General features: G+C 38.2%; 22 protein-coding genes. 7 read left to right on the plus strand and 15 right to left on the minus strand.

Annotation, left to right across the window (positions count from 1 at the left end; genetic code table 11):
* Positions 1-54: 54 nt before the first annotated feature.
* The 8 genes from R7044_RS19165 to R7044_RS19200 form a co-directional block, all read right to left on the minus strand.
* Positions 55-1,527, minus strand: a complete 1,473-nt coding sequence (locus R7044_RS19165; protein WP_077202322.1) for a S8 family peptidase — start codon at positions 1,525-1,527, stop codon at positions 55-57.
* A gap of 11 nt (positions 1,528-1,538) precedes the next feature.
* Positions 1,539-2,441, minus strand: coding sequence for a hypothetical protein (locus R7044_RS19170; protein WP_025633967.1), 903 nt, complete (start codon positions 2,439-2,441; stop codon positions 1,539-1,541).
* A gap of 136 nt (positions 2,442-2,577) precedes the next feature.
* Positions 2,578-3,129: a hypothetical protein gene (locus R7044_RS19175; RefSeq protein ID WP_025633965.1), complete on the minus strand. Its 552-nt coding sequence runs from the start codon at positions 3,127-3,129 to the stop codon at positions 2,578-2,580.
* Between the two features lie 40 nt (positions 3,130-3,169).
* Complete coding sequence (recA, locus tag R7044_RS19180; RefSeq protein WP_044129452.1) at positions 3,170-4,168, minus strand: recombinase RecA; 999 nt, start codon at positions 4,166-4,168, stop codon at positions 3,170-3,172.
* A 366-nt stretch (positions 4,169-4,534) separates the two neighbouring features.
* The gene (locus R7044_RS19185; RefSeq protein WP_138058891.1) at positions 4,535-5,410 is read right to left on the minus strand and encodes a hypothetical protein; all 876 of its coding nucleotides are present in this window, start codon (positions 5,408-5,410) and stop codon (positions 4,535-4,537) included.
* On the minus strand, positions 5,359-5,811 hold the full coding sequence (locus R7044_RS19190) for a hypothetical protein (protein WP_138058892.1): 453 nt from the start codon (positions 5,809-5,811) through the stop codon (positions 5,359-5,361). Before R7044_RS19190 ends, R7044_RS19185 begins: the two co-directional genes overlap by 52 nt.
* Positions 5,801-6,121 carry a hypothetical protein gene (locus tag R7044_RS19195; RefSeq protein WP_025633960.1) on the minus strand — a complete coding sequence of 107 codons (321 nt, stop codon included), beginning with the start codon at positions 6,119-6,121 and terminating at the stop codon, positions 5,801-5,803. The genes R7044_RS19190 and R7044_RS19195 overlap by 11 nt, the downstream gene beginning before the upstream one ends.
* Before the next feature lie 44 nt (positions 6,122-6,165).
* Positions 6,166-9,081 (minus strand): hypothetical protein, encoded by a 2,916-nt coding sequence (locus R7044_RS19200; RefSeq protein ID WP_225455763.1) that lies wholly within the window; start codon positions 9,079-9,081, stop codon positions 6,166-6,168.
* Between the two features lie 135 nt (positions 9,082-9,216).
* Here R7044_RS19200 and R7044_RS19205 point away from each other — a divergent pair, with 135 nt between their 5' ends.
* Positions 9,217-9,897, plus strand: a complete 681-nt coding sequence (locus R7044_RS19205) for a hypothetical protein (protein ID WP_025633958.1) — start codon at positions 9,217-9,219, stop codon at positions 9,895-9,897.
* A 281-nt stretch (positions 9,898-10,178) separates the two neighbouring features.
* On the opposite strand, the gene R7044_RS19210 is transcribed toward R7044_RS19205, so the two are convergent.
* Positions 10,179-10,430, minus strand: a complete 252-nt coding sequence (locus tag R7044_RS19210) for a hypothetical protein (RefSeq protein WP_025633956.1) — start codon at positions 10,428-10,430, stop codon at positions 10,179-10,181.
* A gap of 296 nt (positions 10,431-10,726) precedes the next feature.
* Positions 10,727-11,020: a hypothetical protein gene (locus R7044_RS19215; protein ID WP_025633953.1), complete on the minus strand. Its 294-nt coding sequence runs from the start codon at positions 11,018-11,020 to the stop codon at positions 10,727-10,729.
* Between the two features lie 254 nt (positions 11,021-11,274).
* Between R7044_RS19215 and R7044_RS19220 the strand changes: the two genes are divergently transcribed.
* The 3 genes from R7044_RS19220 to R7044_RS19230 all read left to right on the plus strand — a co-directional run bounded on the left by R7044_RS19220 (position 11,275) and on the right by R7044_RS19230 (position 15,200).
* On the plus strand, positions 11,275-12,519 hold the full coding sequence (locus R7044_RS19220) for a ParA family protein (RefSeq protein ID WP_025633952.1): 1,245 nt from the start codon (positions 11,275-11,277) through the stop codon (positions 12,517-12,519).
* 10 nt (positions 12,520-12,529) lie between these two features.
* Complete coding sequence (locus R7044_RS19225) at positions 12,530-13,576, plus strand: ParB N-terminal domain-containing protein (RefSeq protein ID WP_025633951.1); 1,047 nt, start codon at positions 12,530-12,532, stop codon at positions 13,574-13,576.
* A gap of 352 nt (positions 13,577-13,928) precedes the next feature.
* The gene (locus R7044_RS19230) at positions 13,929-15,200 is read left to right on the plus strand and encodes a phospholipase D family protein (protein ID WP_025633950.1); all 1,272 of its coding nucleotides are present in this window, start codon (positions 13,929-13,931) and stop codon (positions 15,198-15,200) included.
* Positions 15,201-15,262: 62 nt separating this feature from the next.
* Here the strand turns inward: R7044_RS19230 and R7044_RS19235 are convergent, their stop codons facing one another.
* The 3 genes from R7044_RS19235 to R7044_RS19245 all read right to left on the minus strand — a co-directional run bounded on the left by R7044_RS19235 (position 15,263) and on the right by R7044_RS19245 (position 18,068).
* Positions 15,263-16,156, minus strand: a complete 894-nt coding sequence (locus R7044_RS19235) for a DUF4435 domain-containing protein (protein WP_025633948.1) — start codon at positions 16,154-16,156, stop codon at positions 15,263-15,265.
* A 2-nt stretch (positions 16,157-16,158) separates the two neighbouring features.
* A complete protein-coding gene (locus tag R7044_RS19240; protein ID WP_025633946.1) occupies positions 16,159-17,277 on the minus strand; it encodes an AAA family ATPase in 1,119 nt (372 codons plus the stop codon).
* 155 nt (positions 17,278-17,432) lie between these two features.
* Positions 17,433-18,068: a hypothetical protein gene (locus tag R7044_RS19245; protein WP_025633944.1), complete on the minus strand. Its 636-nt coding sequence runs from the start codon at positions 18,066-18,068 to the stop codon at positions 17,433-17,435.
* 210 nt (positions 18,069-18,278) lie between these two features.
* Between R7044_RS19245 and R7044_RS19250 the strand changes: the two genes are divergently transcribed.
* Positions 18,279-18,974, plus strand: a complete 696-nt coding sequence (locus R7044_RS19250; protein ID WP_025633943.1) for a hypothetical protein — start codon at positions 18,279-18,281, stop codon at positions 18,972-18,974.
* Positions 18,975-19,217: 243 nt separating this feature from the next.
* On the opposite strand, the gene R7044_RS19255 is transcribed toward R7044_RS19250, so the two are convergent.
* On the minus strand, positions 19,218-19,688 hold the full coding sequence (locus tag R7044_RS19255; RefSeq protein WP_025633942.1) for a hypothetical protein: 471 nt from the start codon (positions 19,686-19,688) through the stop codon (positions 19,218-19,220).
* 7 nt (positions 19,689-19,695) lie between these two features.
* Positions 19,696-23,403, minus strand: a complete 3,708-nt coding sequence (locus R7044_RS19260) for a hypothetical protein (RefSeq protein WP_139351517.1) — start codon at positions 23,401-23,403, stop codon at positions 19,696-19,698.
* A gap of 147 nt (positions 23,404-23,550) precedes the next feature.
* Between R7044_RS19260 and R7044_RS19265 the strand changes: the two genes are divergently transcribed.
* Both R7044_RS19265 and R7044_RS19270 read left to right on the plus strand, forming a co-directional pair.
* Complete coding sequence (locus tag R7044_RS19265) at positions 23,551-24,702, plus strand: DGQHR domain-containing protein (RefSeq protein ID WP_077202323.1); 1,152 nt, start codon at positions 23,551-23,553, stop codon at positions 24,700-24,702.
* Positions 24,699-25,040, plus strand: a complete 342-nt coding sequence (locus R7044_RS19270; RefSeq protein ID WP_042776211.1) for a hypothetical protein — start codon at positions 24,699-24,701, stop codon at positions 25,038-25,040. Before R7044_RS19265 ends, R7044_RS19270 begins: the two co-directional genes overlap by 4 nt.
* The last annotated feature ends 107 nt before the right edge of the window (positions 25,041-25,147 follow it).

A 25,147-nucleotide genomic window follows, 5' to 3' on the forward strand; every position in this document is an offset into this window, starting at 1 on the left:
TATAATAAACCCCGGAAAATATCCAGGGTTTATCAATTAGTTAGATTTCAGTTTCTAGAGATTACATTGGTGAGGTTTTTCGAGATTAGAAACCGTTAGTGGCGTTAATTCATCGCTAAAGCAATGGTACTCATCAACGAAGTTCTTTTCACACATACGGTAGGCAAAGAGCTCATTACCCACATTTGGAAGCATAAGTTTTCCATTTGTAGTGTCTGTAACTAATTCAGCACCTGCCACATCTAATGAATCAAGGCTTGAAACTTTATAAACTTCTATTTTGGTGTTATCGCTAGTGACATGATCATTTAACTTAAACTCCCCCATTGAACAAACATCAATAGAACCACCGAGAGTATCTAAGTAAAACTCTACATCACACTCACCAGCTAGTGGACTTTTTAACGCTACCCCTTCCTCTGACAACTTTCTCATTTGAAGCATTGCCTCATATGCATTCAAAACACCATAGCCGCAATATCCATTGTCACAAGAATAATTAAGAAAACCACTTCCCGCTTCACCGACCATTGGTTTGCCTGTCGATTGTTTAAGAATGGTAATGATTTCTGTAGGAGTTAAATCGGGACTTTCGTTGAGCATTAGTGCAATTGTGCCCGTTACTAGAGGTGTCGAAAGACTCGTTCCAGCCGTTTCGGTGTAGTCCAAAGCTCCATCATTATTCGAATCAACGATTGTCGGCAATGAGAGGCGGTCACCATAAGCAACAATGTCTACGTTAACATCAAAGTTAGAAAACCCAGACTTATATCCATCTAATTGGTTTGAGCCTACTCCGATCACACCGGGACAATCTTTTGGTAACCCTGTTTCATAATTAACGCCTCGATTCCCTTGCGCTGCCACAAAAGTAATCCCCTTATCTTGCGCTACTCGAATCGCGTCTTGAACGTCACCACCACACATTGTGTTCCGCAACGTTAACGACATATTTATAACATCAACTGGCTCTGAAATTAGCGGTACACCAGGAACCTCTTGTCCACTCAGCCACTTGATTGCAGCAGTTAAGTCTTCAACTTTTGCTTCACTACATTTCAGTGCTCGAGCTGCAACCAATTCAACATCAGCTACACCTTTTACGCCATCCCCTTGAGGGTTGGCACCAATTAGTGATGCAACCATATTGCCATGACCTATATCGCAGTGTTCACCACGGTCAGATATCGGTGTGTCAAAATTTGCTGTGTAACCTTCAGTTCCGATAAAACTATATCCATCAACAAAAGGAAGCTCTGGAGTATTTAAAAAGCCTCCATCTATAACACCCACACGTGTCACGTTATTGGTTTTTGCAGTATCTCTGGCCTTAGAAATACTATTCGCCCCTTTAAGTAAGTCTTGGTCTGCCCAATAGGTATTTAACTGTGACTGGTGGTAACCAGTTGAGTCTGACATCGCTAAAGGATCGACTCCTTTAAATAAGATAGGTTCTGCAATGTTCGCATGAGCATAACCGTTAAAAACTGCAGCGCTAATTAGTAGAGATAGGGTGATTTTGTTCATTCTATTTGTCCTTAAATGCTGCAATTGCCGTAAGTAGGGTCAGTTAAATTTTCAACAAACTGAAATTCAGGGTTGAACTTGAAAACTGACAGTTCAGTAAACTGACCGTAGTTCACATTACCTTTAAAGAATGAATAGCCTGTCGAAGAGGCATTGAAATCCACTGCTGGGAGTACACTCAGGCTATTCTCTTTTGCGGCAATCTTGTTCAGATGATCTATGTATTGTTTAGCGCTTGCGTTTAGTTCAGATTCAAAACTTGATAATGGATTAACAAGTAGAGTCTCTATACCACCATTATGCACCTTGCTTACTGCCAACTTGATGTCGTTTAGTTTGTCCAGGTATACCTGCTCATCAAATTCGGGTGTAAATGGGAGCTGACCATGACCCATCAATAAAAAAACCTTTTCATAAGCATGTTGGAGTGATTGTAGCTCCGAAAACTGCTTAATCTCTTCACTGTTATCGATGTACGTTGAAGCGACTTCAAGACGCTCATTAAGACTTGTGTTAACAATATCAAGGCTAAAGTTCGTAGATATTTGCTCGCTGCCATCTTCAAGTGTCAGTGTGAGGCTCAAATCACCTGAAGACTTAAGTAATTCATCTGCTGAAAGAATTAAATTCGATTTATTTACAGACCAATGAATATTTTTTTCATATTCACTTAGAGGAATTTGATTGAGAACCGACTGTGGATCTCTTACAGTAAGAGTGTAGTTATCTGATTTTGAGTTTGTTTCTAATTGGACGGTTATTGACTCCCCATTCTCCACTAGTGATTGAGTTGGATCTGTTACAGTAAGTACAAGTGACTTATCGCCACTACTGCTATTGGTGCCACCACCTTCTCCGCCACCACCACAGCCAGATAGGACTACTAAAATCGAGAGTGCTAAGTAGTTTTTCACTTCAAATCCTTTTTTTTATACGTAAATGACATAGATTAGTTTTCTAAATAAACCAGCGATTTCGCTAGTTTATTGATTGCTCTCAGATTATCCTTATCCAGATTCACGTTTTGAGCTTGCAGTTCAACTTTTGTCGTTAAGTTGAGGACTTAGAATGCTTTTTCATAAGCTTTTCTTTCAAAGCGGGCAATTTTCGCTCAGATGTCTCGTATTCGACAGCTAGTTCCAAGAGCTCATCATTACTAAATCGACTCGTTAACCCAACGATCGCTGCCAAGCCTTTTGACATGGCGCCTTTTTTTCGTGCGTTATCCACAACGCTATTACGAGTACCCAATAATGAATACACCCCTAACTTCGACATACCCAGCTTCAGGAGACGACTCTCCAGAGCATCATAATGCTTCACTTTACAGCGCTGTGACTCTGTAACGCTTAAGATAGGATTGTTTACACTCTGAGATAGAATGTGGATCTGTTGCTCTTTTGGCATTTTCAAAAGAAAATCAACGCATCGAATATGCGATTCCTTTACAGGTTCGTCGGGATTATTTTTGTACTTTTGAATCGCGACTTCATTTGAGCCAAGAAAATAAGCTAATGAGCGTACAGACTGCCCCTTTCTCCGTGATTGCAATTCATCAAAAGGTAATTTGTCTAGATTTTTCTGAAAGTCACTAAATAACATTATGCCTTTATGTTGCGGTTTTCCCGCAACATACCTTAATCTAATTAATCCGAGATAATATCTCTTCAAGAAGGACTTTGTCGTTTTCTAAGGCCTCTGTCGCTGACAATCTGCCCTGCCCAAGCTTAAGGTTTTTGTAAAGGTACCAAGTACCACGTTTGTCTATAATTCGAGCATCTAAGCCTAAATCAAGAACTTCACCGTAGTAATCGAAACCCTTACCAAACAATATTTTGGTTTCAGCTTGTTTAAATGGAGGGGCAAGTTTGTTTTTGACAACCTTAATCCTGGTTTCATTACCCATTGTACAATCGGTGACTTTATAGCTCCCCGTTCTGCGAATATCAATTCGCGTTGTAGCGTAGAACTTTAAAGCATTTCCACCTGTTGTTGTCTCAGGGTTTCCAAAACCACCAATTTTAAAACGAATTTGGTTTATGAAAATAGCCATGGTATTCGTTTTCTTTAGAATACCTGTTAGCTTCCGGCATGCTTGCGACATTAACCTCGAATGAAGGCCCATACTAGCTGCCCCCATCTCTCCTTCTAACTCCATTTTAGGACACATTGCTGCGACACTATCGATAACAATAATGTCTACTGCTCCCGATAGAGCAAGAGTTTCTGCAATAGACAGAGCTTCCTCCGCACTATTGGGCTGCGAAACATACAATTCTTCGCTATTAACGCCAATTAATTTGGCATATCCAGGATCAAGCGCATGCTCAACATCAATGAAGGCACAAATACTTTCTTTCTTTTGTGCTTCAGCAATGACTTCCAATGCCAATGTCGACTTTCCGGAGCTCTCCGGGCCAAAAATTTCATGAATACGACCTCGCGCTAACCCGCCCACTCCTAAAGCTTTATCAAGCTTAGGTGAGCCTGTAGATACGATGTCAAGATTGTTAGTTGTTGCTTCGCCCCCAAGGCTTTGCACAGCACCCTTGCCAAATTGTTTTTCAATTTGCCCTAAAGCAGCAGCAAGAGCCACGCTTTTAGGTGAAGGATTGCTGTTATTGCTAGCTATTGTAACCATAACTACCTCGCTCTGTTTTGTTATATATTATAGTTGAGCAAAGTGTTTGTCAATGGTATTTAATACCATATTAAATCATTTTATAGCTACTGTTTATTTCTGGAATGAGGTACTTCGGTAGGCATATAGGTAAGAATTGTATCCAGATTGATCAGGCTGTCATCTGGCTCCAGATTTCCGGCTTTTGACTCTATCTGACTTGCACTTGCATTATCAATTGGGCTAGGTAATAGCTGAATCCCAAGTACAATGCTAGAACACAGAAACCAAACAATGAGTATCGTCTTTTGCAAATTATCTCTACGCTTGTGCATCTCTAACCCTCCAATTTAATATCATATATTATAGATTGGTTTGTAAATTTTTCTATCTATATTCGGGCTTATATCGATATAGACGCAAAGTTGAGATATAGGGTTGCTCTTCAAACTTACTACGAGCTTTACTAGACCCCAGTCTTTTAGACTTTGGGGTAGACTCAATCGAAACCATAGAACCAATGAGTACCGTTCTCGCTGAATCCATATCGGTAGTTACAACAAATATTGGTAACGAAGCAACTCTTGAATGACTTTTCTCTCCCACTCCTGGTACATATCTAGTGATGTTCGCTTTAATACTTGTTGGACTTGGCGTCCGGTGCACAAGAAACTCCGAATCAGAAATCTCTGCAATTTTCTTAGAAACGATGTCAAAGCTATCAGAACCGTTATCAATGATTTCTTTAGCTAACTCAAGCGCTTCTTCTTTTGAGTATTTCTTTTGGTTACCCCACCCTTTTGATTCGTTATAAAAAACTATTTTTTTAGGTAGCGCCTCTTCTACCACCAGCAAGCGTTCACATTGTTTAAAGTGAACCCTTTGCATGCCTATCTCTGTTAATAATTTTCTTACATAATTCAATGCGGCAGTATTGCTTTTGCATTTACTCGAGGCCTTAGCTTCTTTTACAGCGTCTGAAAATGCCTTTTTGGCATGATTTACTTCTAGTAATTTGGGAACTACATCTTCAGGAATGAAGACCACTCCAGGTAACTGGTTTAACTCTCGTCCTGATTGGTATTCATCGTAAGTGATCGCCGTTATAGCTCTAATGACCGCTTTAATTGGTTTGATGTCAGAGGGATTGTTTAACTGAACGTTAAAGTACGTTTGCTCTAAGGAGTGAGCAAACGCATGAAGTGAGGATTCTAATGACTGAAGTTTTCGTATGACTGGCACACTGTGTAGTGACTTGGACACTCTTCTTCTCTCTCTATCATTTTGGATTGATTTGTTTCAACCCGCTTAGAGCCCCTTTGAGAATAGGTTGCCACCTTATCAAGGAAACCTCTATCGTTAAAAACAAAGTCAACATACTCTTCATACATCGGCAACCCAATTTTATTTTCCCAATATCTATAAGTAACTACTCTACCCCATGGGAAACTTTGGGTTAGTTGGGGCTCACCGAATATCTTAAATAGTTCAGTTTCAGTAGTTAACCCAGGATCAACTAAGTATGCTGGATTATTAGGGATTCTTGTACCACCAGCACCATATTCACCAGTAAAACCAAATACTGGATCAAGACTATCATTTTGAGCACAACCGAAAAGGGAGGCGCTCAACATTACAGCTAACATTAATTTCTTATTCATCATCTTTTCGTTTCGTCATGATATTGAGGGTTTGTTTTACAAAACTAAAATCAGGTACAACTGGCATAAATGCCGCTCTCATATACTGTCGAACTGTTCGATGTATTGAGAACAAGAACCGCCCAATAAAACTATCTATTTCCGATTCATTTAGTTCTTTGTATGTCACCTTAATTTGGAATATTGAGGCGACTACCACGACGCACACTACTGGAATTAACCAGTTAGGAACGAGTGTGTAGTACATATTCAACCCCCAAAAAATAGCCGCTATAACACCAAGTAATGGAAGAAGAGCAATTGCAGCAACCATAGGAAGCCTCCTGTTGTTTTATAATAGGTTACAGCATATACAATTTAAAATCCAATTCCTAAATTCATATCAGTGTCAACCTCTTGTTTAACTTTTTCGTCTACTTGTTTGCACTTGTCTTTTACTGGTCCAGAAAGCTTATTGAGAATTTCATTATTCACAGATGTATCTATAGTGAACTCATTAACTATATTACCAAGCTTGGCTTTAACAACTGCTGGTGGAGTTGCTTCAGCCCTGTCAACAGCTTCTATTTCAGTACTTATGTTAGAATGCAAAGATGGTTTACCTGTCCACGAACTTACCTCAACCTGCCTTAATATCTCAAGAAGGTCCTTGGGGTTTGCAGAGTACGGTAGGCTTAACTGACTACCTTCAAGTTTGGGTTCATTATTATTATCGAAAGTGATATTTAAGAGTTTAATGTGCCCATTGTTCGAGTACTTATGGATAAAGTCTTGTTTAGCTGCAATCTGCACCTCTGTAGATAAATTTCTACCAGCGTCTAAATTCGCTTTATAACCACGATACAGGTCAAACGACTGATGCTCATGTTCAACATAACCTGTTTTTCTAACGACCAAACCTTGATCAATTACTTTACCATCAATGAACTGGTTGAACTCTCCAGCCTTTTTAATCGCGTTTACCAGGAGCTCATCCACATTTAAAGAGGTCTCGGTAACCTTGCCTAATTTCTTGAGAACAGAATCCCTAAACCCTTGGAGCTTGTTAACCAATGAAACCTTAATAACTGGCTGTATACGATCAATATCTCTTAGATCAATACTTTCAGCCTTCATAGCTAACCATTCTTCCGCAAGGCTACGTCTATCTAGAGGCTTGTTTTCATCAAGGTGCCCATAGTTTTGTTTTATTGTAGCCTTGTCTTCAGTGGAAATGTTTTGCCAAACAGTCTCCATAAGGTCCACATACTCGGAGTTTGTGAACATCTTCTTAAATCCCAAGTGTACCGCTTCATGTGCAATAGTCTTTCGAAGTCCTGACTCATATGCGTTATGTTCACTTTGTAGATTCACATGCATTTCACCATTGTGGGCAACCCCAGCGAGTGTAGAGCTGTAACTTTTCAGATCATTACTAAGAAAGTTCATTGAATCTATCGTTTCATGTACACGAATCTTTAAGTAAGGGTGATTAGCCTGAATCTCTTCAAGAATCTTTATTGATTTGGGGATATCCAGCTCAGGATCTACTTGGGAAGTGGGAGCAGCACCTATTGTTCTTAACGTGTCAGGATTATGTTTTATAAAAGAATGTACAGCTTGAGCTTTACCATCACGCTCGAGCTCACTGTAAAGAATAGTTTTACCTTTAAAGCCTTCCTCCCTCAGCTTCTCTATTGCCAACATTTGATCGATAATTTCAGGCTCAGTTACTGCTTCAGGTAAAATGATTGCTCGAACATCTTTTATGGTCAGTTTTTGAATGGGGTCAGCTTTCTCAGAACCTATTGGCGAAAACCTTGTAGCCTCAGCTAGCTGGTATAATTCATTCGATAAACTATCGCTCAAAGCTTCTTGCGAAACAGGTTTGTTTAGCGATAAAGATTCCACTATTCTACTGAATACATCTTCCTTTGCTTTTGATACATCAATACCTTGGTCCACCGATAACTGGGATACTATCCCTTCAAATTTTTTAATAAGGTCCGCATAATACTCAGATGTATGGTTAGTTGGCCCAACAAGCTCACCATCCAGGGTCGCTTGTATTTTACTAAGGTCTTGGTTAGATAAATGTACTAATGCTGCCATCATCTGCGGAATAGTGACATTATTGGAGTTTTCAAGGAAGGCCATAGCTTCATGTTTACTTTTTAGTTCTACACTCGGCTCTAACTTGCATTCTAAGATGTTGTTTAATAACCAAGTATTGAAAGCATCCCTCTCACTGTACTCATCCAACTGCAAATTTAATTGTAATGATAGAGCTTCATGGTCTACTTCTGATTCTTTTGTATATACGTCTAGTAATTTTTCAAGGTGGTACCTTAAGCCCATTAATTCGTTTCGCGGATCTAATTGTTTGTATAGTGTTGTTGCAGTTTCGTCTAGTAACTCAATACTTTCTTTGGAGTCATCGAGCTGCATCTCATTCATAAACGATAAAACTTGTGATTTAACGGCGCTATCAATTTTGTCATTTAATGATTCCCCTTGCTCTAACAAAAACTGTTTAAAGTCTGGTTCAACGCCCTCAAGCTTTTGAGCAGTAGTGAACTTCAAGTACTCTTCAGCAATTTCTACTAAATCTAAATTCTGAATAAATCTTGCACCGGGTAGATTCTTCTTTGGCAAGTCTGCAAATCTTCCCTGGCTATATTGATAAGCTAAAAGTACTTCTGGTCTTTTACAAAGCTCCAGAGCAGACTCTAAACCAATTTCACTAATAGCGTTTTCTAAATTTGTTGAATCAATACCTAGATTATTTAGTGCTTCGAGCATGCCGGGCCACTCTGAAAGACGCTCCATATCCACAGTGAAGTTCGATATTAATGGGTTGTTTAATTTTCCTTGGGGTGTCCAACAATCAGACTGAGTGATCGTATTTTGAAAATCTACGATTAAATCGATACCTTGATTCGATTCAATGAACTCCTGGAAGGTATTCGTTTCTACCTTAAACCCCTCTCCACTTTTGACTTTATCTAAAAGTGAACTTAGGTTTCCATTTAAACTAAAGCTCGCAATGAGAGAGTTCTCATAACCATTTTCATGAGTCACATCCCAATCTTGCTGTTTCAAATGGTGAAGGGTGTAATAGGTATTGGCCATGCCTTGAGGCACTAGTTTTAAGGTATCTACCATCTCATTTGCTAATGGATGATCAAGGCTTAACTCTTTACCTTTAATTGAACCATTAGAAAACTCACCGTGTTCCATTAGGTTGTCTACAATACGCTCTCTATCTCGGGTAATGATATAGCTATAAACCATAATTTTAGACCTTGTTATTTATCCTCAAATGACATATTTACTATATTCCATAATCTTTATAAATTCGATTTATTTCAACTCGCGCGTGTGTTAATGTGGTATTTATACTGTGTAATTATCCTTCAGGTACAGCTCATGAAAATCTCAAATTGGCCATCACTCATTAAATGGATTATCTCTGTTGGACCAAAATCAGCCTCTACAAGTCAGCAATATATTACTTCACTGCAAAGTCGTGACCGAGACGCTTGGCGAAAACGAGTATCAAAGTTTAGCCCCAAATGTACTTTTGCTGGTGTTATTAGTGATGCAATGCACGAAAAAAGAGGCGGACTTGTAATTGGTATCGAGACTAAATGTGAAGGCAAGATAAATTTGTTGATCCCTAAAAACAAATGCAACGAAATGGATTTAGCGAAGTCGATACTATCTAATGCATCTATAGTTTCTATCACTTTCACTCCATACATTCATTTTGAGTACGGTCTAATTGGGCTAGTAGAAAGCATAAGTTCTTTATGCCACAACACAGAGAACCAAATATCAATTAAACCTAAACAATTGCCGAAAAATGCAACCTCGACCAACACTACTATCACTCAAAGTGTTCCTCGTTCCACCAATAGCTGGAACAGTTCGAGTGACGAGCAATTGATGAATTACTTGAGTCAAGATATTGGTTTGAGGCAGATAGCTTTACAGATGAACGTAACACCAAAATTCATTACAAATAGAATGCTGCAACTAAGCATAATTGACATTGACCAGTTCGCTGAAATAAAAAGGCAACTGTTAGATTTAGGGTGCTTTCAATAAATGGCTAATGCCACTTGATACCGAAGAGGATTAAACAAGTGGTAGTTTTGTAGAAATATCTATCGTAGAAGCAGCGATCAAGAAGTGCTTTGCTTGGTCAAAAACCTCAGGCAAAAACACTATCAAATGAACCAAACAAAGAGGAGCACCAACTTAGTAAATGGTCTCCGAACGGAGCACGGCTTTGAATGTCATATCACGTTTGACCTTGTTTTGACTCACAGCGTTCCGGCGACGGAACGCGATTCAATTCTTGTATAGCGCCAAATGAAAAATTTATATTAGTATCCCCGATGATGATCGTTCAGGCCTTGATATATAGCACTAGCGATTAAATAACCTGTCAATCCAAATACAGACAGAGCATTAGTATGTAGTGCACCATTGAAGTAAGTAGTGATTAGAGATGAAATAAACACCACTACAAAAATTAAAAGCGCTATCTTGAAGCCCCAGTCAACAAAGAAGTCTATTGCAGGACCAAAGCTCAAAGCTAGGTTGTTATTCTCCATTACATTCTCAAGCCTTTTCACAAGCTTCTCCTAGTTTTCTTTATAGGGTTTTCGAATAGATTTTGGCGCTTTGGGTAGCCCGTTAAGCATATCTATATGAGCTTGTTTCTTACTATGCCCTAGCTCAACTTCCTCTGCAATTTGGTAGACTCTTACCTTGCTAAACCCCCACCGATTGGCTAGGTGTGCTGTAGTCCAACCTTTTCGTTTATAGCACTCAATGTATTCGTCTTTAGTCACGGTAACAAGAAACCTATCTTTGTAAAGTATGCTTAACTATATACGTTAAGCATACTTTACTCAACAACTCAAGATTTTTAGTCTTCGCGTTTCACTAATAACATACTAGAATCTGAGTATTCGTTTAGTTTGCACATAGGCCAGCTCTTAATAATTTCGTAATTTTTTCTGTTGATTTCTAAAGGTACTTCTATCATCACATCAATGAAATGTTTACTGTTATATGGAGTAGACTGCCGATGTAATACAATTTCTAACTTATCTTCGCGTGGGATTGCAGTACTTTTTACATAAACACTCGGAGACACAACAGCCTCTACCGCGGTCCGTTCTCTCAAAAATACTAGCAATTGCTCTTTAATGTCGCTCATTATTTTTTCTCTATTTATTAATAGCTTAGCTTATACATTGTGTTTCTGTACACTCAGATATCTGACCATATACAGCGACAAAATCAACCTATAGATTCTGTTCGCACTGTATTTGACTTTTTTCATTAGGATTCTGTGATGAAAGCCTCAAATAAAAATGATAGCCTCAACATATCATTGATACCCATTAATTATCATTGACAGTCATCACCTGTTAATTGACAATGTGACTGTCAATTTTATGGAGAGTCACAATGTCATCAGTCACTGAATCCGTTTTGCAGAATTTGGAAAAAGCAAACGAGAGCGTAAGTCGTACCGAGTCAGAACGTCGAGCAAACATCCTTCAGCAATCGAAGGTTGTACTCGATGAACAGTTTGAAGTCAGCAAGGTCATTCTTAATCACTCAGTTCCACAAACCAAAATGAGCAAAATGTGTGGCTGGGACTCTGTCAACACGTTTAAGAAAAAGGAAGAAGATTGGGTGGAGCAAGGCTATCAACCACCTGAAATGATCCGTGGTAAGTATGCGTATTCGCCAGACTATATTCATGAAATTCTCGATTTAGCTGGTAAGCCAAAATGGTCTGATTTTAATCGTGGTACTCATATTATCAATGTACAGAACCAGAAAGGTGGTACAGGTAAGTCCATGACGACTATTAACCTGGCTCAGGCATTAGGTTTACAGCACCTTGAACGTATCCGCATTCTAATCATTGATTTAGATCCACAGGGTTCACTTAAATTGTTCGCTCAATCTAAGGAATACAAACAAAATGATCTGGACCAACTCACTGCCGTTGACATTATGACAGCGGATCTTGAGGGTAAAGATTCTCTATATCAAAATTTCGTGAATTATGGTTTAAGTCATGAGGATATTATTGATGAAGCAATCCTTAATACCTTCTTACCTAATGTTCGAATCATGCCAGCGTTTCCTGAGGATGAGCGATTTTCGTCTTTACATTGGCTCGGAGAAGAAAACCTAATTCCAAGATTAAAAGAACGAGTTATCGACCCTATTCGTAACCAATACGACTTAATCTTTATTGATACAGGACCTCAAATCAACCCGCTTACTTGGAGTGCACTGTACGCTTGTAATGGTTTGTTGGTACCAGTATCTCCAAAGGCTCTCGACTGGAGCTCCACAACTCAATTCTTGGATAATTTACCTAACCAGGTTCGAGCTTTGCCAGAAGGTTCAGAAGGTATTCGTTGGATTAAAATTGCCCGTACCAACGTCGAAGAAGAGAAAGACCGAGATACTGAGCTATCAAATCGTATCAAAGATGAGTACCGTTCCATGGTATTCAATAACTACATCATTCGCTCAAATGCTTTTGATACCGCAGCCAAAAATTATCGAACAGTACTAGATGTCGCTTCTAGCGAAGGTATTTGTATCCCTCGACAGCTACGTGACTCTAAGGACTCAGTAATTGATTTAGCAAATGAGCTTAAAGATCACTTAAAAGATATCGATTTATAAAGAGGGCACCATGTCAAGTCATAGAAGAAATGTCCAAGCTTATACACCAGGTGGTAATCGTACCTCGAAGTTATCATCAGATAGTGTTGCAATCACAACGAAAGAGGAGCAACTCCTTAACGAGGCAGCTCAAGCAGGAGTATCCGAACTAGAAATTGCGGTTGATGGCCAAGAAGTCTTGTTTCAACTGGTCGAAATTCCTTTTGATAAAATTGAAGCCGAAACATTCGTATCAGAGGATAATGTTCGAGATCAATCAATTATGTCTCGGCTGTCAGTTATAGATATTACCAACAAGATCTCTGATAAGGGTCAACTCTATCCCGGTCTTGCTATAAAACACACTGATTCACAAGGGGGTGTCACTTATGAAGTTATTGATGGCTCTCAACGCAGAAGCGGTTGTTTCTACAGTAAGCGCGGTTTTAAGATCTATGCTACAAGTCAAAATATTACACGCGAAAGTAAGCAGTCTTTATCTGAAGTAAGTAATACACATAGACCCATGTCTCTCTATGAGTTAGGTAAGCAATGGCTGAACCTCAAGAAAGAACAAGGTTTGAACAATATTCAGATTGCCACCGAGAAAGGCTATGACAAAAACTTAGTCTCAGCTGGTATAAAAGCGGCAGAGCTACCAAAATGGCTAATAGATGTCATTCCTAGTGTTCCTGATCTAGGAAGACCTTCAATAATTGAATTAGACAAGAAAATAACTAGCCTTTCTGATAAAGAAAAATCAGGCTTTGAAAATTTTTGCTCATCTTTATTAGAAGAGACAGAAAACCTAAGGCTTACAGCATTAAGTGCTAAACACGCCAACGCTCAAATCGTAAAAAAGATTCTGTCATACAGCTATGCCGAGCATGATGAGGATCAAGGGCAAGATGCATTGACAAAGCCAAAGAAACTTAAGAAGAAACTTGATAACGGCTCTGAAGTTCACGTAAAACATGACTCCTTGAAAGGTGAGTTCAGTTTCACAGTTAAAAATATAAGCGATGAGCAAAAGCAGCAGCTTGATCAGCTTTTAGGAGATTGGGGATTATCCATATAGTGTGGCGTTTATCTATCATGCTGAAAAATTGGGCATTTAACTGTTTATAGTGTCATTTTCTTTGAACTAAGCTGTAAACCTGTATATAATTCGCTTCGGAGTTAAATTGCCCCCAAGCGTTTATCTCTGTCCCCCTCTTACGCTTTTGCGTAGGAGGGGGTTCTTTTTTTCAAACCAGAAAATATACAACTCCCCCTCCCCTAATATCTTTACTTGATCAACTCCAAACTTGCGAAAATAAGCTTGTAGCCACAGAATTCTTTAGGCCAGTGTATCCTTTTACTGATATAAGTTACTCTTTTATCAACCTCAATGGCTTGTACTATTTTAAGAGAGTGATGAGAGCAAACCAATGGACTTGTATACTAATCGAACTTCAAAAAATGATTTCATTAAACATGGCATCACAGATCATATAGAAGATGGAATGGACTTATTCATTGCTTCAGCTTTTTTCACAGAGTTTGATGTTATAGATGAGGTCCTTGGAAAAGGATGTAATTTAAAAATCATTGTGCGACTTGGTTTTCCAACCTCACCATCTGCACTAGATAGATTACTAAACAATAATAAGGTTGAAGCTAGGTTCTTCACGACCAACTCATTCCATCCTAAGCTTTACATTTTTGGTGATAAGTCCATCTTGTTGGGTTCAGCGAATCTAACTCGATCCGCCATATATTCTAATCAAGAAGTTATGATTGGCATCCACCCGGAAGATCATAGATTTATAGAACTGCAAGAGTTATTCAGTGAATACTGGCGTGACGCAAAAGTGCTCAATAGAGATGCAGTCAAATGCTATCGGAGTATCTATAACAAGTACTATCATGCAAATAAACTATTAAATGACATGGAACACGATGTCATCGACACCATGGGGGATGTGAACTTCTCGAACATCAATCGCGGTAAAAAGAAAGCATCACAGAAGTCTATTTTCCAAGATACATACCAGCGTTCATATCAAGAATCAGTTAGTGCTTTTAATCGAATAGTAGAAATCTACAAAACCTTCGATAGAAAAGTTAACGGTGACTTAATACCATTAAGATTAGAAATTGACTCATTCTTCAGCTTTGTTCGCGACTTCTATGCCACTCAAGACACTTGGAAGCACCAACCTCTTGGATGGGATGAACAACAACGGTCTAAAACGGCAAAACTTATTAATGAATGGATGAATACAAAATGGGAACATTTTGAGGATCGCATTGTTCCGCATAATTATCCCCTTATAAAAAAAGTCCTCGGTTCAAAGGAAGCAATCATATCAGCTTCAATGATTGATATAGTTGAGGCACTTTGCGTTCTGCACTCTTTCCATGACCGGTTTCGCTTCTACAAAGGTGGCCTCAATACATTAAAGGAGAGCTTTATGGGAAGTAATGAAGAACAGAGGGTAAAAAAGACTCTGATATACCTACTATACGGCACTGGAGACCCTGTAACACGTATGGCAAACTGCATATACGATAGTGAGTATAAGTTGAACCAATTCGGAAAATCTAATGTTCAGGAGCTAATTGGATGGATTAACAAAGAAGATTTGCCAGTCATCAACGGTAGGACAACTAAAGTACTAAGATACTTCGGCAACAAAGTTGTTCAAGTAAGTGAGTAACGAAAGTTATAGTTATTGACGCCTCACTTCTGTTGAAATGAGGCAATATGATATCCTAAAAACTACGCTACTTCTTCTACCTCTGCATCGGTCTCAATAAGTCTAATCATTTGCTCATATAAATTAGTCCGCTCAAAGTTCTCCTTTGTATATTTGCTTCGAAGATACTTCTCTACCCCTTTGACAGTTACATTTCTATCTGATGATAATGGTTGCTTAAACACTTGAGCCAGCAACTGGCAAAAGTCATGCCCATTCGCGGTCTGATATATACAATAACCAGCTTGATTTAACTCTACGTATTTATTGTATATGTCGATACAATGAGTTTGTTCTACTCTCGGACTTCTTCTGATTGCAGCTTCGATTAAGATTTGAATGTTTATTGACACATTAAAATCGTTAACCGTCACAGCTTCGCTAGTAAAGTAGTTCATACCTTTGAATCTCACATTCAAATTCAGCAACCTACAAGCGAGTTTTACAAGACCGATTTCATTACAGACGCTCATCAGATTACTCATTAATCTCTGACCAACTTCATCGATCTGCATCGGACCCAGAATATGATTTTGTGTATGTTCAGTTATAAAATCTGTGATAAATTCATCATGAAGCATCATAATTTCTGCATCATGCACGTCCGTCATAAATGTATCGTTGTAAGTCTTTTCTAGTACGTGGTCGAAGTCTGCATCGACTATACCGTAAACTTGATTAGAAATACGAGTCCTCAGCCTATCAACAGCTTCTATGACATCCGCCTTTCCACTTGCTGGAGTGCAGTAAAAGAACTCTGTATTTCTCAACACCATGTTAAACAGAGTAATATCGGAGTCGCCTTCAACAACAAATATAATCCTATTGCCTACGTGGTCAGTTTGGACCTGTAAAAGCAGAGCGCTAAATTTAGTTTCATCGCTACGTTCTCTGGTAGCATCTCTTAAACTCGACATAACTAGTTACTCTTTGCAATCACATGCTTGTCAAAGAGGTCAATTGAACTTTCCCATTCATCACCAATCACATCCGGTGAATGCGTTGTTACTATAAGCTGTGAGTAGTGATTAAACTTTGATATTTGAGAGAACTCATTAAGGAGGTCTTTCTGCCATGAAATGTGTAGAGATACCTCAGGTTCGTCTATCAAAATGATTGCACCATTTTCTGCTTTGAAAATTAGATCAAAGAAAATAGATACTTGGTTCTTCTCGCCTGAAGACAACTTTTCTAAAGGTATATTAGCACCAACATGATTGAAGAATGCGAAGCCGTATTCCGGGTTAACTGCTATAGTTTTAAATGAAAACTTTTTCTTCTCAATTAGCTTCGAGAACTCGCTCAAACGTCCTACAAAGTCTTCATGCAAAGATTCTTCATAGAATATTTCATCCAATTTATCACTCAAGTTAATGGTGTAGTCTGATACAAGGTTTAAGTCATTCAATTCGAGATACTTACTCGACTTTGGTAGCAATCCGAAACGAGTGTAAGGTGCTAACAGGTCTTGTAGGCCAACTATCCTCTCTTTCTGCATGTACGGTAATGCGTTATTTTGAACTTCGTGTGATTCTATTGAAATGCATGAAAATAAGTCATAAACCAACTGGTCAAGCTTGTGCAATTTACTTAGCGCAAACTTCATTTTATCTTCTAGAAACGCTCTTTGCTTTGTAATGATGCTATATGCTTCAGTTTCGTCATTCAGATGTACAGAATGGATAAGAATAGAAAAAGCTTTTCTGTAATCAAATACCTTTTCTTCAGACAAGTTTTGGGTTGAAGGAATGATGATCTTTTTTGCGTCATTAAGAAATGACTCGATCTGCATACCAGATTCTGAGTTGAAGTAACGGACAAGACCAAGATTGGTTTTCAGTTCGAATGTATCAAAACTTATTTTAGATAATTCTTTGTAGTTATTTGAGATAGCATTATGAATCAATTTGAGAAGCATAGTCTTACCATAGCCATTGGGGCCTGTAATAACCACATGATCGGACTCTGGAAGTTCAATGTCATAGTTTAAAAAACCAAACAGATTCTTAACTGTAATTTTTTCTATTCTTAGGAACATTTTGTAGTATTTTTATTGAAAATTATGTCGCATTGTACCATTAGAGGTAATGTCGTAAAGTGCATATTGATTCTGGGTATTTCTGTTTCTGTGGGTTATTCAGTGATTTATGGGTAATGACCAAAGACCAACGTAGCTTGAATAGTAAAGATTTATTAGTCTGAACTCTTTACTTTATCTAGACGATTTATATCCACATTCTTAACCAAAGCATCTGCATCAAATATCAATTGATTTTTTTCATTAACTTTTGGTCTGAATAAAACTAGTACTTTACCAAACTCCCCTTCTGCCTCAGCTGTTAAGGTCGTATTTCCTGAACTATCAACCAAGTAGTTTGTTGAGTCTGAATCCAACCTTCCAATTCGGCCATTCACGTGAATAATTCCAACGTCATAGTCTCTTGATGACAAACTCTCGGAAAAATACTTTTTTAACTCTTCAGGGTTATCCAATATAGATTCAGGGTCATCAACGTACGCACTTGCAACCTTAAGTTCTATATTCTGTTTATTATGAATTGATGTATAATCCGGCCCATTTGGAGTATTTGAAATGCCAGGGCTAACATATAAGCCCACAATTGCCCAAATTGCTGAACATGATGTAACTATTGCTCCTCCACCTTTTGATGAAACCTTGAGATTGTTCCATTCGATTAGTTGCTCCTCTTCCTTTAACGAGGCGCCTCTTTTGAAAATTTTATAACCAAAGTACGCAACGAAAGAACCAATAGAGAAACACAGAAGCATCCCTATACCGTTAAAGACAATAATACCCAATCCTTCCATGGATCTCCCTTATCTTAATTTTACTATTATTTTGTTAATTCATCTAAACAAGCTTAGATCATTCTTGTATCAACAGAGCTCAAACTTAGATTCTTTTTTCTTAGGCTCACCTTACATTCTGTTTACTTATGAACTATTAGTTATTCCGAAAGTATTTATCTGTATTCATTAATTCGTATCGGCAAGTGAGCTTTTTCTAAGGAGTATTTTGTGGCTACCATTCATTCAAACGCATTTGAATTTAATCTCGATGGCTTAACTAATATCAATTTCATAGAACAATCCCATTGTATCACCCATGGTCAACCTTATGATGGAGTCCGTTGCTACAACGCTTGTCACAAGGAGCCAGCAAAATTGGTTGTACTTGCTGGCAGGAAGGGGTCACATGAAGTTTCTAACTGGCTAGTGTCAAATGTAAATTGGCCCAAAGAAAACGGCCTAGGAGGTGCAATAGCAGATACCTATATGGATGACATTCCACGTAAACTCAATTTTGCCATTCGTGGTTGTATCATACTCACCATTTTCGGTATTGAGTACACAATCGAAGACATTGTCCTCGCACAAGGTAAGTCTGGTGCTTACAACAACTGGTGGCTTGGTTCGAGCTCAATGATAAAGATAAAGGCAGAAAACATGACAGATTCATATGCTCAGGAGCTGTCCGAAATGGCCAACAAGTTGATTATGGCAGGACTATCTAAGAGTTTCGCTAGAGCAATCAATGCTATCGGCATTGGAATATACAAATTAACAAAACCACATAAAGTGGGTCGTTGTCTAATTGGGTGCACGAATGACCAATTCGATAAAAGTAAGTCCGTGGTTTTCATAAGTATGAAAAACAGTTCGGCTGATGCAACTATGATGGGTACTTACGCGCTTGATTCTGAAAAATTGTAGTATTTAAAACACTTTAGATTAAGAATATACATTGTATATTCTAATACTTTTTTTTGAACAACCATGTTGATTAATAGTTAATCAAGAGTTCTGGAACACTATGCCAGATGGATATCTGAGTAATATACACTGTATACTATTTTAACAAATAGCTCCCTTTAAAATATACAGTGTATATTTACAATGTGACATCAATACTGGTCCCATTAGAATATACACTGTATATCACCCCAAAAATTCACATCACTTAAGCGTATTGATTAACTTAATTAAACTATCTGGGTCAGAGGTGTAGAGCGATACCAGCTCCTTTTTACTTAGGTTAGTTAGTATCTTGGCTATCAAATCCTGGTTAGTATTGGTTACTAGGTTCTGAACCTTAAACTCTGAATACCCCATAACCATCGCAACATACAAGTGCCTGTTTTCCTTAAACCACTTCCAATAGGCAGACTTAGAGAAGCCTTCATCTACAAGTCGATCTGGAGCACTAGGCAATCCTAGTTCGGCGTTAACCTCTTTTATGGTTTCCAATTCCACCAGCCTGTTGACAAATAGCTTTAGTTCATCGTAATCATTACAGTAGTTGAATGCATTATCCAACATGAAAGCCTGTTTCGGCTTTGATTTCTGCCACAGTTTTATTGTGCTTTCACTCTGTTTAAACGCTTCAGCTAAGAGAGATAAATCGTTTTTATAGTCATAAGTAAACATAATTGTTTTATAGATTTAATAGTGATTCGAGTAAGGGTTTTGGCGTTACATTTCTTGTAGAACGTTTAGTTACTTTTGTCGTATGCATATTACTATCGACTCGATCAGGAGAAATTGTAACATTCGTATTTACTGGCATTGTACATAAATCCGTTGATAGAGATAGACGCTGTTCGAGTGAAAACTTTGATATTGTTTCACGAAGAGAAAATCTCTTTATATCTTCAATTTGAGCTTTAAACCACTCGAGGGTGATAAGAGCCTCAGATAGGTTTGACTCATATTCTCCCAACCGAGTTAAGTAGTTTTCTACGCTTGGGTTAAATGAAGCTAGAAAATCTTGTTTGTCTAAGTTAATCACATTTGAGGCTGGTGTTTCGATATTACTTAGTCGCGTGTATAGAGCTGCATTCAGATTTCTCAATTCAGTTTTTAGACAAAGATATTCCTCTGAACTTTTATACTTAAAAACATCGTCAAATTTCAAGTTAGATAGGTCTTTAGATACCTTAGCGATTTTTGAAACTGTTTCACTATCAATACTATTAATGGCATTTGAATACACTCCTTTAAGTGCCCAGTTCATCGCAATAGATTGCTCTAGTACTGAAACAACTGAGTTTAGCTGTTCGATTGTAAAGTGTGTAATTTCCTTCTTAATAGATGGCTTAGCATTCAGTTCTGTTAGTTGGTTAGTAGAGAGAGAACTTTTGTAGAACTCTTCAATCGATTTGAACGAGTCTGAGCTTAATAAAGACCAGCACTTTAATGTTCGATGAATCTGAGGCTGATTATCGGTCAAGAATAGTGTGGGATTGTTTAGCTTGACAGTTGATTCACCAAATCGAGCCAGGTATTTCTTCAATCTATCACAGTGATTCCTTAATCTACTCTCACAGCCTTCCAACGGCCTAGACAGTTGCAGCTTTATTTTGTGTCTTATTGCGTTTCTACGCTCCCGAACATGAAGTAATAGCTTAGCTTTATCGATCCTATGCTTTTGCATAGAAACCATAAAAGGCAATTGTTTTAGTTCTGATGCATTCATGTCTTGGTAGTCGAAACAACCAAGTTCTGACAGTAACTCTGTTCTCTTGGCTATGTCGAGGAATGTCGGGTAGTACTTTAACGATATCCTAACGGCCCCTGTCTCTACCATAGAACGTGCCACAGCTCCTAATTGCGTGGACCGTACTGATTGTTTTCTATTAGAGAGAGACAATCTACGTCTTCTTATGTTCTGAATGAGTGCAAGATCATGTTCAGCTTTAATTCTTTCGTAAGGTTGGGTTAAGTGCCACTGACTGAGAGTTCTTTCATTAACTACAATATTTAACTTGTCGCCTAGAGCGGCATTAGGGTCAATATAATGTGCTGGTGTAAAAACATCTTTAACTTCTTCGCCCAAGAGATCGATGTCAGGGTGAAGCACTCTATGATTATCTGCATGCGCATAGTGAAGTCTTGGATTTGTTTCAAGATTATAGAAAGAGAGTCTTGTTGTTCCCTTAGTAAGTTTACCTGATCTAATTTTTGCTACACGTTTTGTGAAATCTAATGAAGGTTTAACTTTTCGAGCCTTTTCCTGGTATTGGATATCAGTAACATGCGATAGATAGGGTATAGAAAGCTTGGTGTTTATCTTTCCACCGCCAAACATAGAACTAAAGGATGCATAAATCACTTTCGTAGCTTCTTGGATAGAACTAAATTCAATGCTACTAATTTGCTCATCAATTTCGTTATACCAATTTAGTGCTTTTTTGTTTGCATAACCCTTAAGTAGACTAGTTTTAAAGTACTCTGAAAATGCACTAGAAGCTTTACGTCCATTACACTCCAACTTGATTACCTTATCAGAGTTACTTGAAATCAAATCAAAGAGTTCAACTCTCTCAGCATTGACCATCACTGAAATCCTTCCTAAGAGATCACAATGTTTAGATCGAGAAGTGTCCTGGCTGATTGGTTCCAGCTTTAAATTATGAGCAATACTCACTTTTACAGGTAACTGTGTTTTAGGGAGGATCTTCGTGGTGCAGTTAAAATCGCTTTCATTCAAATCGCTCGCATCTATTGGACGCTCCCAGTAGCTAAGAAAGGACTTATGATTATCAATAAACCGCACTGGGTCATTGTCAACATTAAGAGTTTTCATTAATACGGCTTCAGGTAATTTCGATGAGTTAATGCTGATTTTTCCATGAATAGATTCGTACTCTGCATTACTTTTAGGATAAGGAATCCAGCCATTACCTCTCAAAAGTTCATTCCAGATAACCAAAGGTCTATAGGGAAGGGCATTTACTCCATCTAGACTCCATCTAAACGAAAGATAAGCAGCATGCTTTTCAGAAAAAATGTTTATTAAGGGTTTCTGGGCCTCTTGAATGTACATATCAAGAAATGCTCTTCTGGCTTTAGCGTTCAAGCTTCTATCATTTTTGATGTCTATAACGCCTTCATGTTGGTCGACGTACCCACTTTTATATAGTCGTTTGAACTCTTCAGCTTTTTTAGATGACTCAATTGAAATTTGAGCAAAATACCTAACCAACTTTTCTAAATACTTTACTTTTAGAACGTTCGGCTGAAATGCTACTCGTTGATATGCTGCAAAATCGATAGCTTTGGCATGCATCATTCTCGCATCCATATTGCAACTCAGCTGAAACATGAAATCTCTAATGCGCAGAACCTCTTCCTGTAAAAACACTTTCCATCGAGTATGTTTAGCTAGTGAGTTTTGGGTTTTATCGTGTTGAACCATTGTGCATAGTGTGCATCCAAATCGACTAGATCCATTGCAACCATTTGAATTCTTTTGTCCTACTGCAATCTCACAGACATCAGAAGAAGCATTCCCATAAATGGCCAAAAGCAGGGCGAAATCAGAAAGGAAGCCGGGAAGGGGAGGGAGCCCAGCTAAACTACGAGTAAGAGGCTTAGCTCCAGAAAGTTCTAAGGAAGTGAAAACCTCTTGGGTAGACCAGTCACGTATTGGAGCGTATAGAAACAGTGGGTAGCCTGTATTTAAGTCAGACTCTTTCATCTCTTTCAATAAATCACTTATAGACTTATCACTGGTTCCCTGAATAACCATATTACCTTTTCGCTTTGTACTCTCGTTGTTTCTTTGCCCTGTAGCGCAAATCACATCAAAACGGGTGTATTGCTGTAGTTCTTCGTCTGATTTAAAGCGGTCCAATAGGTTTTTTAAATATCTTTCGCTAGGAACAATTTTGAGAATAGAGCTGCAGTCACTATTACGTTGTGCATTTGGTATTAGCTTATTACTAGTCAGGTATTTGTTCGCGTACTCTTCATGAAATGACGGAGTGACAATATCGTAGTAAACGTTAATATCGTTATCTTTTGCATAGTCAATAAACTTAGATTTAACCCACCTGGTGTACATAACCATTGGAAGTGATTCCGAAAGAGTGTCAACCGTTGAAACAATTAAGGGGCGAGTTTTTTCGATCCAACCATTTTGAATACAAACTCGATAAGCTTCAGAAGCAGCATTCAAAACTGTGCTGGAGTCTTTACCCATACTGCAAGGAACAAACACTAGCGAATCACTAGATCGCAAAATCGTTATAAACTCTTCTACAACCGCATTGAACTTGAAGCTAACACTCTCGTGCAAAGCCACCAATTCGTTTTCTATTAGGTTTGTTGTTTCAAAAATATTAACCATTGGCTGAACCATTACTAAAGACCGACAACTATATAATACCATATTTAAACACACTTTATAGACTTAAATATACTTAGTGCACTTTTTTGTGCACATATATTGAAGGAGGTGTATTTATATGGTATTTTACTTCTATTCTTTTAGTCATCGGGTCAAGACATGTACACACCAATTTATTCTGAACAAGACCTTCAATTAGTACTCTTCAGAGCTAACGAGGGTATTTGCACGAATGGCATTTCTGTATTTGAGGGGGTAATAACAGGCAAAGAATTTGCTGAGAACTTCACTGAAGAAGAGAGCTCAGATAGTTTAAATGAGTATCAAAAAAGACAGAGAGACCTTGAGAAAGGTCGTGCACAAGGTTTGATTAAGTATTTCGACAATAGGGAGGATACAGTACTCCCTAGCATTACTGTCTTTGTTTCTTCATTAAAACTCCATGAGGAAATATCTATTGGTAACAAAGAAGTCGTCACAGCCACATTAGAAAGTTCATCTGACCGTCTTGTATGTGATGGTCAGAACCGTTTGAATTTGTTTAAGGACAGAGTTACGAATGCTAGTCCTACTCAGTACCATACGCTGGGAGTTAAATTCATTGTTACAAACACGGACACCTTAGAGCCAGTCACTCAAAAGATTAGACAGGTATTTTCTGACTACCACTTACACCTTCGTAAACCAACATCAGCACAAAACTTATTCTTTGACAGCTCGCAAAGCTTTTCCAGATTAATTAGGGACCAGATACTCGATAATGTATTAGTTGATGGTCATTCACTAAAGCGGTTTATAAGTACCACAGGAAAACCCAAGAAATCCCAGTTAATGGACTTGAAGCAGTTAGGCGATTTCATTTGTACCGCATTAGGTACAACTCCTGTAAAAATGAACAAATTGCTTGAAGGTTCAAGCGATACCGAAGCTGAAATAATTCGCTTAACAACTCCATTCCTCACCAAGTTTTTTTCTCTTATACCTATGAGGTTTCTTTCAGACTCAGGGCCAAATGTTATGTACACGAAAAGTATATTTTGGAAAGGGACTGCGATAGTAATTCGATCTATCTTTGAAGAGCATTTGTCTCGAATGCATAAAGCCCCCATTGATTGGTCAGTACTAGATGGGATAGTTCGATTGCCTGTGAAAGATATTACACATGACTTTTGGCTAGAGAATAATGTAGTACAGAAATCTATTTCAAGAAATGGAAGTATTAAATACAGAATGATCCGCAGCTCAGAGAGAAGCTGTGCTACTGCTATTTGTAAAGAACTAGAACTACCCTCAGTGGGAGAAGAAGTATGAAGTCACCAGAGAGTAATGACTTAGACCTGAAAGCACATCGATGCCCTAATGCGATGACAATGGCGAGAATGGGTCTATCTCGAGCAATTAAGGAAGGTGTTAATGAGTACAACATATACAGCATAGAACCACTGTTAGGAAAGCACATATCTGCTTACTTAAATGATGTCCAATGTAAATTTGAAATTCACATTGAATCGGTAAGGATACGTGACGAACATAAAAAGTTATGGTGTAACGAAAGCACAATCTTTGATGAAGATGATTTCGAGTTTGCAGAGCACTACTGTCGGTACCGTATCGCCTTCACCAACAAATCAAATTATGGTGAAAGTTGAGTACAACCCTTAAAAGAAACCGTGAACCAATTTCCTTAGTTCGAAAACTAAAGTTGATTGTAATTCGCTCAAGGCCTATATTGCTTTTTATCCATAAATGACAATGG

The sequence above is a fragment of the Vibrio sp. 1402 genome (assembly GCF_033340275.1).